General features: G+C 57.7%; 12 protein-coding genes and 1 other annotated feature. Of the genes, 4 read left to right on the forward strand and 8 right to left on the reverse strand.

The features are described from left to right. Window positions 1-583: 583 nt before the first annotated feature. Window positions 584-697, reverse strand: a sequence feature (AL1L pseudoknot). A gap of 485 nt (window positions 698-1,182) precedes the next feature. The 8 genes from RBT42_RS15975 to RBT42_RS16010 form a co-directional block, all read right to left on the reverse strand. Continuing rightward, the gene (locus tag RBT42_RS15975; protein WP_320366927.1) at window positions 1,183-3,135 is read right to left on the reverse strand and encodes a hypothetical protein; all 1,953 of its coding nucleotides are present in this window, start codon (window positions 3,133-3,135) and stop codon (window positions 1,183-1,185) included. A gap of 262 nt (window positions 3,136-3,397) precedes the next feature. Next, the gene (locus tag RBT42_RS15980; RefSeq protein WP_320366929.1) at window positions 3,398-4,414 is read right to left on the reverse strand and encodes a class II aldolase/adducin family protein; all 1,017 of its coding nucleotides are present in this window, start codon (window positions 4,412-4,414) and stop codon (window positions 3,398-3,400) included. A gap of 10 nt (window positions 4,415-4,424) precedes the next feature. Next, window positions 4,425-5,123: an HAD family hydrolase gene (locus RBT42_RS15985; protein WP_320366931.1), complete on the reverse strand. Its 699-nt coding sequence runs from the start codon at window positions 5,121-5,123 to the stop codon at window positions 4,425-4,427. A 44-nt stretch (window positions 5,124-5,167) separates the two neighbouring features. Further along, window positions 5,168-7,210 carry a uridine kinase gene (locus RBT42_RS15990; RefSeq protein WP_320366933.1) on the reverse strand — a complete coding sequence of 681 codons (2,043 nt, stop codon included), beginning with the start codon at window positions 7,208-7,210 and terminating at the stop codon, window positions 5,168-5,170. Further along, a complete protein-coding gene (locus RBT42_RS15995) occupies window positions 7,210-7,812 on the reverse strand; it encodes a phosphatidylinositol-specific phospholipase C/glycerophosphodiester phosphodiesterase family protein (RefSeq protein ID WP_320366935.1) in 603 nt (200 codons plus the stop codon). The genes RBT42_RS15990 and RBT42_RS15995 overlap by 1 nt, the downstream gene beginning before the upstream one ends. Beyond that, window positions 7,809-8,513, reverse strand: coding sequence for a glycosyltransferase family 2 protein (locus RBT42_RS16000; protein WP_320366937.1), 705 nt, complete (start codon window positions 8,511-8,513; stop codon window positions 7,809-7,811). The genes RBT42_RS15995 and RBT42_RS16000 overlap by 4 nt, the downstream gene beginning before the upstream one ends. After that, complete coding sequence (locus RBT42_RS16005; RefSeq protein WP_320366939.1) at window positions 8,510-8,920, reverse strand: GtrA family protein; 411 nt, start codon at window positions 8,918-8,920, stop codon at window positions 8,510-8,512. The genes RBT42_RS16000 and RBT42_RS16005 overlap by 4 nt, the downstream gene beginning before the upstream one ends. After that, on the reverse strand, window positions 8,920-10,578 hold the full coding sequence (locus RBT42_RS16010) for a sugar phosphate nucleotidyltransferase (protein WP_320366941.1): 1,659 nt from the start codon (window positions 10,576-10,578) through the stop codon (window positions 8,920-8,922). Before RBT42_RS16010 ends, RBT42_RS16005 begins: the two co-directional genes overlap by 1 nt. A gap of 332 nt (window positions 10,579-10,910) precedes the next feature. Here RBT42_RS16010 and pilB point away from each other — a divergent pair, with 332 nt between their 5' ends. The 4 genes from pilB to coaE form a co-directional block, all read left to right on the forward strand. Continuing rightward, window positions 10,911-12,635: a type IV-A pilus assembly ATPase PilB gene (pilB, locus tag RBT42_RS16015; RefSeq protein ID WP_320366943.1), complete on the forward strand. Its 1,725-nt coding sequence runs from the start codon at window positions 10,911-10,913 to the stop codon at window positions 12,633-12,635. A 31-nt stretch (window positions 12,636-12,666) separates the two neighbouring features. Continuing rightward, the gene (locus RBT42_RS16020; protein ID WP_320366945.1) at window positions 12,667-13,884 is read left to right on the forward strand and encodes a type II secretion system F family protein; all 1,218 of its coding nucleotides are present in this window, start codon (window positions 12,667-12,669) and stop codon (window positions 13,882-13,884) included. Window positions 13,885-13,890: 6 nt separating this feature from the next. After that, window positions 13,891-14,808: an A24 family peptidase gene (locus RBT42_RS16025; protein WP_320366948.1), complete on the forward strand. Its 918-nt coding sequence runs from the start codon at window positions 13,891-13,893 to the stop codon at window positions 14,806-14,808. A 17-nt stretch (window positions 14,809-14,825) separates the two neighbouring features. Beyond that, window positions 14,826-15,272: dephospho-CoA kinase (coaE, locus tag RBT42_RS16030; protein ID WP_320366949.1), on the forward strand; the 447-nt coding region annotated here is incomplete at its 3' end.

Here is a 15,272-nt window from a genome sequence, read left to right on the forward strand (position 1 = left end):
ACTCGGCCTGCTTCAAGAACCCGATGATCTGCTGCTCCGTGAATCGACTCTTCCTCATGTCCGTCATTCTCCAGGTTGACGGACCTCACTTCCATTCAACTGGTACGGTTGGGAGGGGGCAGGTCAGCTGCTCCAGCGCAAAGTCGGTTTGCATGAAACTCCTCTGGCGCCATCCCACCATGCGATAGCTGAACACTTCAATGACGAAAGCCGCATAGACCCAGCCTTGCCAAGTCGAAGCGCAACTGAAGTCCGAGAACCAAAACTGATTGGGGCGGTCGGCTTGGAACTGCCGATTGACTCGATCAAGCGGCTTTGTGATCCGGGATGGTGGTGCGCTGCGCCTTGCCTCTGCGCACGCCCTGCAGTCCGTGCTGGCGCACCTACCTCACGACGGTGCAGCGGGCCACGGGACGCCCTCCCATTTGAGTTGGAGTCAGACCTTGTCCGCACCATAGACCTGCAAGTTGACTTGCCACACACGGTAAATTTGCGGCACGAGGCCTGCATCGCGCTGAGCTCGCAGCGAGCGCAAAGCGGACTACCGCTGACGCGCGGCGTGGCGTTGCGTCAATAGGCTGATGGGGGCGATCTGCAAGACACGGCAGATCACCCCCCCCAAGCTGCACCCGGTGTTGATCGACGAAGGCCTTCAGGACATGATGCGGCGTCGAGCTCCGTCTGGGCGAAAAACGCGCTGGCCAGCTTCAAGGTCTCTTTGGGCTTCGCTGTCCACGCACCTCGCGCTTCAAGTCCTTGATGCGCTGGGCTTCAGCGGTCGAAACCCCGCCGCGCATGCCTGTATCGACATCGTGCAGCTTGCCCCAGGTATGCAGCGTCTGCGGCACAAAGCCGATCGTGCTGGCAATGGACTCAATGGCCGGCACTACTACAGATGCTCACCATGGTGCTCCAGCACCATGCGCGCTGCACGTTCACGGACTTCAGGCGAAAACTTCCGAGACTTCTTAAAGGCTTCATTCTCCAGTGTTGGAGTCTCCGCGCAACCCGGGGCGCATCACCATCACACTCACCATATACTGCGACCGCAGCGTTTCCAGATACAACAACAATAGCACGCCATCAAAACAGAAATAGACATTGATCGCACCCGAAGGAGCGAACAATTCACCGCCCCAAAATTTCGGCATATTCCTTACATTTGGAATACGCCCCGCCCAACTACGCCTTACCCGATCGGAATTTATTAACTATTTCCTCACAGCGCGAGCGAATTTCAACCTGATCAATTGGAATAGCGGCAGCCGAGGGTGATTTTGTAAAGTAAAAATTGTACTTATCATAATGAACCAACTGGTGCGGTTCAGCGCGACTCATATTCCAAACAAAAAATTTGCAGTTAAGAAAAATCTGGCTGCGAGAATCAATAGAGGTCACCGGCAGCACAATAATGTCTGAGCTTTGAAATGTTGCGAACATTTCATTGTCCTTTTCGAACATCGGTGTAGCTGTTCCAAAATGAATCCAGTGCTCACTACCTTTCGGAAGACGCCCCCCGACAAGAAGAGGCAGCGGGTTCGCAAAAGCCAACATCAGAACATTATTATGCCCCTGCATCATGAGATCTGCTACTGTTTCGCGAGCCAAGTTCATTGACTTAACATAATCCCCATTATGGAACGGGACGCGATACTTTCGATACTCTTCATCAAAAGGGAATGCAATATTTAACAGGACATCAAGCTTTTTGGGGTTCTCCTTAAGCTCAAAAATCTCAGTCAACCCATTGTATGTTGCCCCCCCTGGAATAACCCACTTCAAGTCACCATATTTTGTGGAGACCACAACCTTCTCGTAATTATTTTTAGCAGCACCACCTTTGTAACCAACTATCCGAAAGTTCGACCATAGACCAAAAACCAAAATAACGCACAAGTATGCCACCGCAAACCGCCGCAGCGCCACACCCCAAACCCCTCCGGCTGCAAATATCAGAACACAAACCGCGACGCAGACCAGCACCATATAGAAGGGCTTAGAAAAGTCTCCCAAAACACCAAGAACAACACCAGCAGAAATGAGGCCGCCAAACGTTATGTCAAGAACCCTAAAGCGGCGCCCGCAGTTAACCACGACAGATGCTTCGCCTTTACCGACCATACGCAACTGCAGCAACGCGACTAGTGCAGTGCACAAGACCAACATCATAAACGCAGCAAAAATATGACCTCCATCAGAAGAGAACTCAGATTTAGCAACAAGTGCACTTCGTATGTCTCGAAGGTATAAACCATAAGAATAATCAACCGGCGACAAGACAATTGAAGCAGAAATGCACAAAAAGAGCGTAAGCAGCAGATACCCGCCCCTCCAAGCAAATCCATTCGCACGCACAAAGAGAGGCGCCAAGGCAAGCAAAAGCGAAGCTAGACCGAATGAGATCTTGTAGTTTACGGACATTGTCACACAAAGGGCTTGCATTATTGCCGAGACAATCACAACACGACGCGTTGGTTGAGTTCTCGCAGCGATGAATACTAAAATCATCTGCAACGACATAAGCGACCAAAGATGCCCATTGTATGCACCATACCACGTGATGTCCTTAATACTGAACGTGGAGACCCCCCTAAAATTAAAGGACAACAAAACCAGCAACAATCCGAGCAACCAAGTCTGCAGCCAATTAGGGCGGTGCGTTCTAGGAAGCGCCAATAGGCACACAACAAAAGCAAACAGTATCAACGCAACCCAAAAAATAGACGCCACTACGGTTATGTCGTTGATCGATAGCCCTCCCCCCTCATTGATATAAAGCCAAGCCCATTTATTCAGGCATGCGTAGACCCACCCGAATGGGGTATGGAAATCTTTATGAAGACCGAGCCCCTGATGCGCCGCCAGAGCCGAATTCAATGGAAGAAAAACGTCATGAAGATTGCCTGTATTTATATACCAACCCGGCCTGAGCATTAGCCACACGCATGCGACTACGGCAACAGTAAAAATCGCGAGCGCCCCCGCGACAATTACACGCCCCACCCGAGACTCAACACCAAGAAACGAAGCCCCGGAAGGAATATTACTGCCGAGCGACTGTATTATCATTTTCACACCAAAACCGACTGACACAGCCATGCTTCCAAAAAAACACCACATCCAAGAGGTAAGCACGCGATCAATTTAGTCGCAACCACCACCAAGCAAAACACCATCAAGCCACTAGCAGAACAGCAAAAATGGCGCAAGCACACATTACCGTGATTAAAGCTGATACAACACCAAAAGTATTGAACTACTACACCATTGATGTGCGCGCAGGATACGTTTCATCCGCCTCGCGCAGATTCGATACCCAACAAATCGCAACAACAAGACCCAAAAACCATACCACATCATTACACCAACCGAAAAATCAGGACCAAACAGCCTTAATTCACTCATCAAGCTGCCTGCGATACTTCTCAGCATCCCAATCCAACAATTCCTGAACATTCTCACGGGAAAGAACCTGCAACGCCTGCGTGGAATGCTGCCTCTGCATCACATCGACATAGCACCTTAATTGCGCCAACTGACCGACTGATAATGGTCGCAACGAAAACACGCCTTGATCTCGGATAAAATGAGGACGTCCTGCCGAATAAGTAGGGTTCTCTAAAACAAACTGCCGAGCCTCATCAGACGATGAGTGACAGATAGGTTCAGCCCCAAGGAAAACCACATGATCAGGGTATAGGGCCCACGCATCAGCCATACGGGATAAACCCTGCGCGCTGAGATCCTGACCTTGAACAGCTTCTAAGGGTACAGCATGTAAAAAATGATGCTCGTCAACCCGAATGGGGCTCGCAGGCTGAAGCTTTTGCAACGGCAACGGCATCACGCGCAAGGCAGTTATAGTATCTTCAAGGATTAGTTGCACCTCATCTAAAGTGTCCGCAGCAATCACCACCCCGTGATTGGCCATGCAGACCAGTTGAGTTGTTGGGTTCGAACTAACGGCTTCCGCTATCACCCTTGCCAACTCTGCTCCTGGCTTGCGGTAGGGCACGAAACAAGGCTTCCACCTAGGAGACAGACGGGATTGGAGCGCCGGCCATGGATCAGTCCTAACTAACCATGCCAATGCATCGATAGCATGGACATGCACAACCACTCGCTGAGGCAGTAAGGCATGGAGCACTGTCTCAATTGATGGGCGCAGGACTGCACCGGCGATGACTTTCGGCGTAGCGTCAAAGCGCTCATTCTTCAATGCCACCCCTAGATCAATCAAATCTACCGGGACGAAGATATCTCGCTCGAGCGCCTCCTTGAGCCACGTACCAGAAGCCTTGATCCAAAGAACCTCGGAGTCCTTCCAAGACACATTCCCACCAGCCCCTTGGACTAACAAAGGATTTGCACCGATCTGCGCACAGAACCGAGAAATTTGCTCATGCATGTTCATGATCGTGTCCTCACAGACCGGATAGGCGACGCAACAAGACCCGAAGCTCTGCGAAATCCTGGAAGGTGGCGTCCGGAGCGGTGACGCCCGTCCCCTCAACCACCCCATCATGCAACTTTTGCAGCGTCACCGCCTTGATTTGCTCTCTCCCCCCCTGGATGTCGTTGACGTGGTTGTCGCCAATCATCCAGATGCAGTCGCCTTTTGGTCGCATCTTCTCTAGGGCAATCTGGAAGGGGGCGGGATGGGGCTTGTCATGGCCCGCCTCTTCACTGGTCACGATGTAGTCAAAGTAGTGATCGAGGCCGAAATACACCACCTTGCGGAACTGGATCTGCGCGGTGAGGTCCGTGACGATCGCCGTCGGCACGCCCAACAGGCGCAGGTCGTCGAGCAGGTCCTTGACCTCGTCGAATAGAACCGCCTGGCTCAGGAACGTGCGCCAGTAGGTCTGCTCGAAGTCAAGTGCCAACATGACCTGCGAGCCCAGTCCAATGATCTCGAGCATCCGCTGAAAGTACAACAGGCGGCTGTGCGACGAGGCCGTGTGTTTGAGGCGCTTCTTAACCTGGGACCTAGCCTCGTCATAGGCCCGATCAAAAGCCTCCGGCTCAATCGAGAAGGTCCGCGTGACCTTCTCCCTGACAGCCAACATCGCCGCGTCATGGGCTGGATCGTAGTGATAGAGCGTGTTGTCCGTATCGAACAAGATGGCATCCGGCAGACGTTCAAAACAGCCGGGATTAAGCATTCTCACCATAGGAAACGTTTCTTCAATGCCTGTTGAATGTGCGACAGCGTGATCAGCTGCATTAGACCGAGGATGCCGTCCTTCCATTGAGGCTGCGTGTCCAAGAACGCCAGCATCTCCGGGAACAGCATCTGAGCGGCCAGAGCAATGTCCTCGGCCGATGTCTCGCCTTCGATCACCAACTCGATCTCCTGGTCTGCGTCAGGTCCGGTGGTCATGTCCACGTGCAGCCCACATACCCCGGTAAGCACACGGGCCAGAGATCCTTCGCTAAGGCCATGACGCGAGCGGGCCTGCAGCTTGTAGCGCATCTGCTTGACATCCCCCTCCAGTAGTCGGGGGTGGATGGGCTGCATAGACATTACCAAGTCGGCATGCTGCGCTTGTGGACGGATGAACCGGTCCGAGTCAGGGGCCCGCTTGGCCAGCGCACTCAGTACTCGCTCCACCGTGTGACCACGTTGCTTGACGTCACGCTCCAGTTTGAGAAAGCGTCGCAGGCCCTCGTCTATGTCAAGGTAGATACTAAGGTCGTAACAGCGGCGCAGGATTGGCAAGTAGAGCGCGTGCAGGCCGCTGGCGATGATGAAGTCGTTGCTGCGCACCTCAAAGGGTAGGCTCATCTTTCCCGTGCTGTGGTCGTAGTGCCGTGACGTGATGGTGCGACCGTCCGTAAGCGCAAGGAGATCATGGGCATAGGACTCCAAGTCGTTCGCACGCGGGTTTAGGTGCGTCATCACCTGCCACATGGGTTTCTGGCGGTCCCATAGGTGGTAGTCATCGCCCGAAATGGTTGAGACGGAGTGACGCCCGAAAAGGTCGGCCAGTGCATCGGACAAGGTGTCCTTACCAGCCCCGGAATCGCCTGCGATGCCAATCACGAACGGCTTTCGACTGAGTCGGAAATAGTCGTTCGCCTTTACTGTGTCGCGCCAAATCCGCCAGCCAAGCACGGCACCGACGGCCGTCAACAATGTCGGTAGCATGGGGTGGGGCAACCATCGCACGTGTTGTGTTCGCTCCTGTAGCCAAGGCATATCGATGGCCGATTCCGGCCAGGGCATCACTATCACGTTGCCAATGGCATACAGAATAGTGAACACAGCCGTCAGCCCTGCAGCTTTGCGATCCGAGCGGATCAAGTACCCGATTAGCAAAGGCAGGATCCAGATGAACCAGCCAGGCGAGGCTGGGGTCATCAGTACCACGAGGAAAAACGCTAGCCCCAACATGGCCATGAAAAGTTCGAAATTTAGCCGCCGGATTTGCCAAGTCAGGTACAGAGCCAAAACGTAGGCCATGGGAAGCAGGTACAGGCGCGAATTCACACCCAACTCGACGGCGAACTGGTAAACCTTGCCCATCTCGGGGTTGCGCAGGAGCATGTGAAGGCCACCGACTGAGAGTGCAAAAGGCACCAGCAGGGTCAGAAAGGAGACACCGAGCCCTTTCATGTATGAAGGCAAGGTCCAGCGCAAGGCCTTGTTCTGCATTAAATAGATCAGAAAGAAGGGTAGCGCCAAGACCATGCTGAACTTGGCTGACACGGCAGCCCCGCAAAGCACGCCTGCAACGAGCATCCGCATCCGCTGAGCCGCTAGCAAGGCAAGGGTCAGCAGCAGCACCGGGATCAGGTCGTTAAGACCCAGCCAGTAGGTGGCCAAGACAACGATGGGCGACAGCCAGTACCAGATCAACAACGTTCGATCATTACCGGGGTGCAGGTGGCGTAGGGCCAGCAGCATGCCCAGGTCAGCCACAAGCAGAGTGCCCGCGTAAGCGAAGTGCAAATTCGCCCCCAAGGCATGCGCCAGCGATGACAAGGGCAGGAAGGCGCCCCACATCACCACGCCGTACGGGAAGGCCGCTGGGTTGCCACCGTCGACAAGGAAGCGACTCCAGGGGTCGATCGAGGGGGCTTCGAACCAGTGCGAGAGGAAAGGCAAATACCACTGGGTCTCGGCCCAGGGCTGCAGCAACACGAGCAGCGCCAGGCGCAGCGCCACCCCGAGCAGAAACAATGGATGAAGGATCAGCTTGGACATCACTTAACCGAAAGGCCTTCCCACAGATCGGGCCGCTTCGTGCACACCGCATCGGGCTTCACGCCCTGGCTTTCCAGCAAGGAAGCAAAGGAAAGAATCTCGGCTTCGGCGGCCCGGCCCTGGAGCTCTGGCGACACCACACAGAGCTTGAAGCCGGCGTCATGCAGGCGGTTCGCTCCAGCCCTGTCCAGGGGGAAACGGGTAAAGCAATCCACCCAGGCCCAATCTATCTGCCCGGCAAGGGCCAGTGCCGTTTCGATGGACTCGAACTCCGACACTCGGACTGCGCAACGATGCTCCCCGTTCCTGGCCCAACGGATCAGGAACGGGAACGACTGATCGAGGAAAAAGTAGTCGGAAATACCACGGGCAGCCATCAACCCGATCAGGCGCTCCTCCAAACCCTCTTCCTTTACATTGAGGATCAAGGTACCGTGGCGGAAGTGATCGAGCCAACGTTCGAAGTCCTCGCCATCAGCAAAAGGATCGTGCTGCACGATCAACTTCTGCCCCTGGCTGCGCAGGTCGATTTCCACGCCGTATTGCGTCGGTGTGGCCTTAAGTTCGGCGATGGTGTTCCGGCGATGAGCGATGAGGTTCATGCAGCACGAACTTTCTTTTTGAGTTCCAAACTGAAATTAACCGTTCGCTTGATGAACTTTCGTTTGGCGGCCCAGTTCACGTTCCAGTGCGAGGTGCCGTGCAGGCGCTTGCCGAACAGCACCGGGAAACGATGAACCTCCAGCCCGGCATTGCGTGCCATGTAGTAGGCATAGAGATCGAGCGAAAAGTCGTGCGGCGCGTCGTCCGACCATGTCTGGAAGAACCTGCGGGAGAACATTGTCGGCTGGGCATTGATGTCCCACAGCGGCTTTTGCAGCAACGCGGTCTCGAAGCAACTCATGCCCACGGTGAACACGACGTCCGCGAAAGGACGGCCGTGCCGCTTGCCCTTGACGAAGACGTCCAGGCCATGCTGCTTGAAGCATGCCAGCCCCTTGATAGCATCCATCGGATCGGTCTGCATGTCGGCGTGCGTCCAGGCCAGGACATCGCCATGGGCGGCACGCAATCCGGACAGGATGCCGAAACCATAACCCTGGTTCGTTTCAACGTGCACCGACCGCACCCCGGGATGGGATGGCAGCAGCCGGGCCAGCACGGCCGCGCTGTCATCTGTCGAGCCATTGTTGACCAACAGGACCTCCACGCCCCCCGCTTTCGCCACCTCTGCACATCGGGCGATCAGGGGCGGCAGGTTGGCCGATTCGTTGTAGCATGGAATGATAAGAGAGAGCTTCATGTCGAAGATAGCTTGGCTCCCGGGCGCTGGCGAAAAATCAGGTACTTCATGCCCAGGAAGTTTAGGAATGCCGAAACGCCCGTGGCCAAAATGAAGGCACCTGACCTGTCCCAGGCCACGCCATGCAGGGCGCGCAGGCTGGCCGCGTTGATAAGCACGTTGAACGCCAGAGTGACACCATAGAGCAGCGCAAAGCGCCAGGCGCTGCCGCGCACAGGCTCCTGGTGCCCGAACGTCCAGTGGCGGTTGGCGAAATAGGCGAACGCTGTGCCGATCAGGAACCCCAAGCCCTTGGCCACATCCACAGGCAAACCGATCCAGGCCTGCATCAGGGTGTAACTGGTGAAATCCACCAGCACCGTGACGCCCCCGACCACCAGGAAGGTGGCTGCTTCGCGGCAGATCATCAGGCGCTCAGGTCCTGGGGAGCAGGATGCACCCAAGCCTGACGAGCGCGCAGAGGCTGGACGGCTTCGGGAGGAACACGCTGGTCGAGTTCGAGCGAATAAGGGTGCGACGGCCATTTGTCGAAGCAGGACTGCCAGTACTCGAAGGTGCGCAAGTCGTTGGGCGTGCCCCAAGAGAAGAAGTGATCCACCTCGAACACGTAGCAACGCAGCCCCATCGCCAGGGCGTGATTGACCGTCGAGTCCAGGTAGAACTCGCCGTTGATACGGTCGTTCTGTTCGATGAGGCGCTTGAGCGACATCTCGAAGTGGTCTTGACGCTTAAACGTGAAGGTGCCAATGACGATCGGATCGCTGGCGGGCTGGGCCAGGGGCTGCTTCACGGACACTCGGCGGATGAGTCCGGTCTCGTCGGCATCGACCCAGCCGAACATCTGGGGGTGGCGCACGGCGTTGGCGTGTCCACGGGCCACCCAGACCACCACATCGACGTCGGCACGCTCCATCAATTGCTCGAAGGCCGCGCGGTCATACAGAGCACCGTTGTCGCAGGCCCCGAACGTGATAGGCCCAACCACCTCGCCCACCCGCTCTACCAGGGCCTGCAACCCCAGCTCGGCAGAGCAGGCCTGACCTTGCGTCACGTGAGGCACGTCGCGCAGGACGGCCCCGGGGAAGGCACCCAGCAGAGTTTGGCCGATATCGTCCCGCCCAGGCATGTCGGTGCGCAGCACGAACGCATGTTGCTGCACATGCGGCAAGTCGCTCGCGGCCTGCAGTACCATGGGACGCCCCGACACGGGGATCAGCGGCTTGGTCTGAACGTAGCCCTCGCGGGCAAAACGCTGCCCCATGCCCGCCATGGGCACGATCACGGCGCCGGCAGTGGCCCGGGGCTCGCTGACGCCTTTCTGCTGAAGCGCACGGAACGCATCCGACCAGCCACGGTATTCGGCCACGTCTTCGGGCGTGCCCCACTGCATGAAGTGCTGCAGGGCGTAAACGCGAACGTCCTGGCCGGCATCTAGCATGGGCTTGTAGGCCAAGCTGACATAGAACTCGCCGTTGACCTGCAACTCCCGGCGACGGGCTTCGGCCAAGGCCTGCTTCATTACCTCGCCCGAGCGGAAATAATATGTGCCGCTGGAGGCGTACTCGTTCATCCGATCATCCGTATAGGGCTGCTTTTCCTGGATGTCGAGGACCCTGCCACCGCTTTCGCGCATGTAGGCGTAATTTGTAGAGCCCAGGGTATGCGGATGAAACCCCTTATAGGCGGGTATTGCCCCATCGCAAGCACTGACCTGAACGAACGTCTTGAAATGCGCCCAATCCCATAGGCAGGTGAAATCGCAGTAGTTCAGGACTACAGGGCGTTGCGAGTCGATGAGGCCTTCTATCTGCTGAACCGCATGCACCGGACCCAGCTTGTGCGACTCAATCCCAACGACCCGACCCGTTGGACAAAGTCGCTGAAGGGTTCCCAGCATGTCGTATTCAGGGCACTGGAGATGGTCCTTGTTGCAAATAAATACAAAATCAGACTCACCGGGAAACATATCGATCACGTGCCCGATAATGGGCTTACCATCGATTTCGATCAGTGGCTTAGGAACGGCATAACCAGCACGCCGAAACCGCTCACCAAAACCAGACATTGGGATAACAACCTGCACTTAATTGGTCCTATCTTACGGATTGAGCATGGGAACTGAAGTCCCTGCAGCCATCATTGGCTGCAAATTTTACTCGATCAAAGTGCGCACAGCATGCGCATCCACGCCTTCTTTGACTGACTGCGCTCACAAGGTGGGCGAGGCGACAACCTTGCGCGTCATTCGAGCAAGTCCACCTACCATTACGCGACCCAAAGCTCCAGAGCACAACATTATCAACACAGAAAACAGATCATGAGGGCACAACTCGTATAAAGTAATCAAGAAACAAAGTACTGACCTACAGGATAGACTCACCGCATCGAACACAATCCATGGCAGACTCCATCCTTGCAGAATCCCCTGGACACCTCACCGGTGTGGCTCGCGTCTTGGTCAATGCCGGCAAGCTTGACAGTACCGAAGCCGACGCCCTGGCCCGCACCGCCAAAGAGCAAAAGAGCAGCTTTGTCCACGCCGTGGTGAGCAGCGGCAAACTCACCGCCAACGCGCTGGCGCACACCCTTTCCAAGGCCCTGTCTGTCCCGGTGATGGACCTGTCTGCCGTCGATGCGCAGCGCCTGCCCAAAGGCATCATCGACAACAAACTGTCGTCGCAGTACCAAGTGCTGGCCCTGTCCAAGCGGGGCAACCGCCTGTTTGTGGCCGCCTCCGACCCAACCAACCAGGAGGCGGTCGAGCGCATCAAGTTCGCCACCCAACTCAACCCCGAGTGGATCATCGTTGAGCACGACAAGCTGCTCAAGATGCTGGAAGGCAGCACCGCCAGCGCACAAGAGCAGCTGGCGGCATTGGCCTCCAGCGACTTCGAGTTCGACGTCACCGAAGACACCGGTTCCGCGCAGCCCGAGTCCCCCGACGTGGCGTCCGAGGTGGAAGACGCCCCCGTGGTGCGCTTCCTGCAGAAGATGCTGATCGACGCGATCAATGCCCGCGCCTCCGACCTGCACTTCGAACCCTACGAGTACAACTACCGCGTCCGCTTCCGCGTCGACGGCGAACTGCGCGAAGTCACCCAGCCGCCCATCGCCATCAAGGAAAAGCTCGCCTCCCGCATCAAGGTCATCTCCAAGCTCGACATTGCTGAAAAGCGCGTGCCGCAAGACGGCCGCATGAAGCTCAAGTTCGGCAACAAGGCCATCGACTTCCGGGTCAGCACCCTGCCCACGCTGTTTGGCGAAAAGATCGTGATCCGCATCCTCGATCCGTCCAGCGCCAAGCTGGGGATCGAAGCGCTGGGTTATGAGCCCGCCGAGAAAGAGCGCCTACTGGCCGCCATCGGCCGCCCCTACGGCATGGTGCTGGTCACCGGCCCCACGGGCTCGGGTAAAACCGTGTCGCTGTACACCTGCCTGAACATCCTCAACCAGCCCGGCGTCAACATCTCCACCGTCGAGGATCCGGCAGAAATCAACCTCCCCGGTATCAACCAGGTCAACGTCAACGACCGGGCGGGGCTCAACTTCTCGGTGGCCCTCAAGGCCTTCCTGCGTCAGGATCCTGACATCATCATGGTCGGTGAAATCCGTGACCTGGACACCGCCGACATCGCCATCAAGGCCGCGCAAACTGGCCACATGGTGATGTCCACCCTGCACACCAACGATGCCCCCGGCACCCTCACCCGCCTGATGAACATGGGCGTGGCGCCGTTCAACATCGCCTCGTCGGTCATCCTGATCACCGCCCAGCGCCTGGCACGCAAACTCTGCGAGAACTGCAAAGCCCCGGCCGACTACCCACGTGAGGCCCTGCTGCGGGCAGGCTACAAAGAGTCCGACCTCGACGGTAGCTGGAAACCTTACAAGGCCGTCGGCTGCTCATCTTGTAACAACGGTTACAAAGGGCGGGTTGGCATTTACCAGGTCATGCCCATTAGTGAGGAAATACAACGAATCATTCTCTCGCAAGGCACAGCTATGGATATTGCCCAGCAAGCCAAGGCAGAAGGCGTGCGAGACTTGCGGGAATCGGGTCTGGTCAAAGTGCGCGCCGGTGTCACCTCTTTGGAAGAGGTGATTGCGGTCACCAACGAATAAGACCCCCGAAACCGACACGGAGTCCTGACACATGGCCACGGCACCTGCCAAGAAACCGCAAGAGTTCGTCTTCGAATGGGAAGGCAAAGACCGCAACGGCAAAATCGTCAAAGGCGAAATGCGCGCTGGCGGTGAGGCATTGGTCGGAGCCACCCTGCGCCGACAGGGCGTCTTGGTCCAGAAGGTCAAGAAGCGCCGCACCTCGGGCGGCAGCTCGATCAAGCAGAAAGATATTGCCATCTTCACGCGCCAACTGGCCACGATGATGAAGGCCGGTGTGCCCTTGCTGCAGGCCTTCGACATCGTCGGGCGCGGCAGCACCAACCCCCGCGTGACCAAGCTGCTGGCGGACATCCGGGGCGATGTCGAGACCGGTACCAGCCTGTCGGCCTCGTTCCGCAAACACCCGCTGTACTTCGACGCGCTGTATTGCAACCTGGTTGAAGCCGGTGAAGCCGCCGGTATCCTGGAAACCCTGCTGGAGCGCCTGGCCACCTACCAGGAGAAAACCATCGCCATCAAGCAGAAGATCAAATCGGCGCTCACCTACCCCATCGCCGTGTTGGTCGTCGCCTTCGTGGTGGTGGCCGTCATCATGATCTTCGTCATTCCGGCGTTCAAGGAAGTCTTCACCTCCTTTGGCGCCGATCTGCCTGCGCCCACGCTGATGGTGATGGCCATGTCCGAGTTCTTCGTGTCCTACTGGTGGGCCATCTTTGGCATCATCGGGGGCGGGGTGTACTTCTTCCTGGAAAGCTGGAAGCGCTCTGAGGCCATGCAGAAAACCATGGACCGGTTGCTGCTCAAGGTCCCCGTTTTTGGAGACCTGATGTTCAAGTCGGCCGTCGCACGCTGGACGCGCACCCTGTCTACCATGTTTGCCGCTGGTGTGCCGCTGGTCGAAGCACTTGACTCCGTGGGTGGGGCCTCGGGCAATGCCGTCTTCACGGAAGCCACCGAGAAGATCCAGAAGGACGTCTCCACCGGCACCAGCCTCACCACGGCCATGCAGAACGTCAATCTGTTCCCCGTCATGGTGATGCAGATGAGCTCCATCGGTGAAGAGTCGGGCTCGCTCGACCACATGCTGGGCAAGGCCGCCGACTTCTACGAAGAAGAGGTCGACGAGGCTGTCAAGGCGCTGTCCAGCCTGATGGAGCCCTTCATCATCGTGATCTTGGGCACCATCATCGGCGGCATCGTCGTGTCGATGTACCTGCCCATCTTCAAGCTCGGCCAGGTGGTTTGATCGCTCATGGACGTTGATTCGTTGTGGTCGGTCTTGACCGACATCGTGCTCACGCCCTGGGGGCTGGGCATCCTGGGCTTGTGCGTGGGCAGCTTCCTCAATGTGGTCATCCATCGCATGCCCAAGATGATGGAGCAGCAGTGGCAGGCCGAAGCTCGCTCGGTGTTGGGCCTGTCAGAAGACGCGCAAGCGGGTCATGTCGCTCAGGCAGAACAGGGCGCTCGTACCCAGGGTGACGCTGGCGCACTCAGCCTGTCCAAGCCCGCTTCGCGCTGTCCGTCGTGCGGCCACGCCATCCGCTGGTATGAGAACATCCCTGTGCTGAGTTGGTTAGCCCTGCGCGGTAAGTGCTCGGCCTGCGGCACCCGCATCTCGCTGCGCTACCCGTTCATCGAGCTGGCTACCGCCGCACTGTTTGCCGCCTGCGCCTGGCGTTTTGGCAACCAGCCCACCACCTTGCTGTGGTGTGGCTTCGTCGCGGCGCTCGTGGCCGCATCGGCCATCGACTGGGACACCACCATCTTGCCCGACAACATCACGCTGCCCCTGCTCTGGGCCGGCTTGGTTGTGGCCGGCCTGGGCTGGAACCTGCCCTTGGATGAAGCGCTGTGGGGCGCCGTCGCGGGTTACCTGTCGCTGTGGTCGGTGTACTGGCTGTTCAAGCTCACCACCGGCAAAGAAGGCATGGGTTATGGCGACTTCAAGCTGCTCGCCGCGCTGGGTGCCTGGCTGGGTTGGCAGATGGTGCTGCCCATCGTGCTCGGCTCCTCCATCATCGGGGCGGTCATCGGCATCGGCATGAAGCTCAGCAGCCAGTTGCGCGAAGGCGTGTATGTGCCCTACGGCCCCTTCCTGGCGGGCGCGGGCCTCGTGGTAGCTCTGGCCGGGTCAGCCCGCGTGTTGGGCTGGCTGGGCTGGGCCTGACAGAGGGGCGTCGGCGCATGCCCGCGAACGCGCCTCCGCGCCTGACCATTGGACTCACTGGGGGCATCGGCAGTGGCAAGTCCACTGTCAGCCAGATGCTGGTGGAATTGGGTGCCCACCTGGTGGACACGGACGCCATCTCGCGTGCGCTCACCGCACCGCAAGGCGCCGCCATCCCTCACATCGCGCAACAATTTGGCGAAGCCTTCATCGACCCAACCGGCGCGATGGACCGCGCCCGCATGCGCGAACTGGCCTTCACCGACCCGCTGGCCATGGCCCGGCTCGAAGCCGTACTCCACCCGCTGATTGGTCTGCACGCCGACCAACAAGCTGGCTTGGCCTTACCCGACCAGCACATCATCTACGACGTCCCCCTGCTGGCCGAGTCGGGCAGCAAGTGGAAAGACAAGGTCGACCGCATCCTCGTCGTCGACTGTGCCCCAGAAACCCAAATCGCCCGT

It is taken from the genome of Aquabacterium sp. (genome assembly GCF_034003525.1).
Taxonomy (GTDB): Bacteria; Pseudomonadota; Gammaproteobacteria; order Burkholderiales; family Burkholderiaceae_C; genus Aquabacterium.

Excerpts from the sequence above, each read along its gene's own strand:
- RBT42_RS16025 (WP_320366948.1), top strand. The coding sequence starts at position 13,891 with ATGGACGTTGATTCGTTGTGGTCGGTCTTGACCGACATCGTGCTCACG.
- RBT42_RS16020 (WP_320366945.1), top strand. The coding sequence starts at position 12,667 with ATGGCCACGGCACCTGCCAAGAAACCGCAAGAGTTCGTCTTCGAATGG.
- pilB (WP_320366943.1), top strand. The coding sequence starts at position 10,911 with ATGGCAGACTCCATCCTTGCAGAATCCCCTGGACACCTCACCGGTGTG.
- RBT42_RS16005 (WP_320366939.1), bottom strand. The coding sequence starts at position 8,920 with ATGATCTGCCGCGAAGCAGCCACCTTCCTGGTGGTCGGGGGCGTCACG.
- RBT42_RS15980 (WP_320366929.1), bottom strand. The coding sequence starts at position 4,414 with ATGAACATGCATGAGCAAATTTCTCGGTTCTGTGCGCAGATCGGTGCA.
- RBT42_RS15990 (WP_320366933.1), bottom strand. The coding sequence starts at position 7,210 with ATGTCCAAGCTGATCCTTCATCCATTGTTTCTGCTCGGGGTGGCGCTG.
- RBT42_RS15995 (WP_320366935.1), bottom strand. The coding sequence starts at position 7,812 with ATGAACCTCATCGCTCATCGCCGGAACACCATCGCCGAACTTAAGGCC.
- RBT42_RS16010 (WP_320366941.1), bottom strand. The coding sequence starts at position 10,578 with ATGTCTGGTTTTGGTGAGCGGTTTCGGCGTGCTGGTTATGCCGTTCCT.
- RBT42_RS16000 (WP_320366937.1), bottom strand. The coding sequence starts at position 8,513 with ATGAAGCTCTCTCTTATCATTCCATGCTACAACGAATCGGCCAACCTG.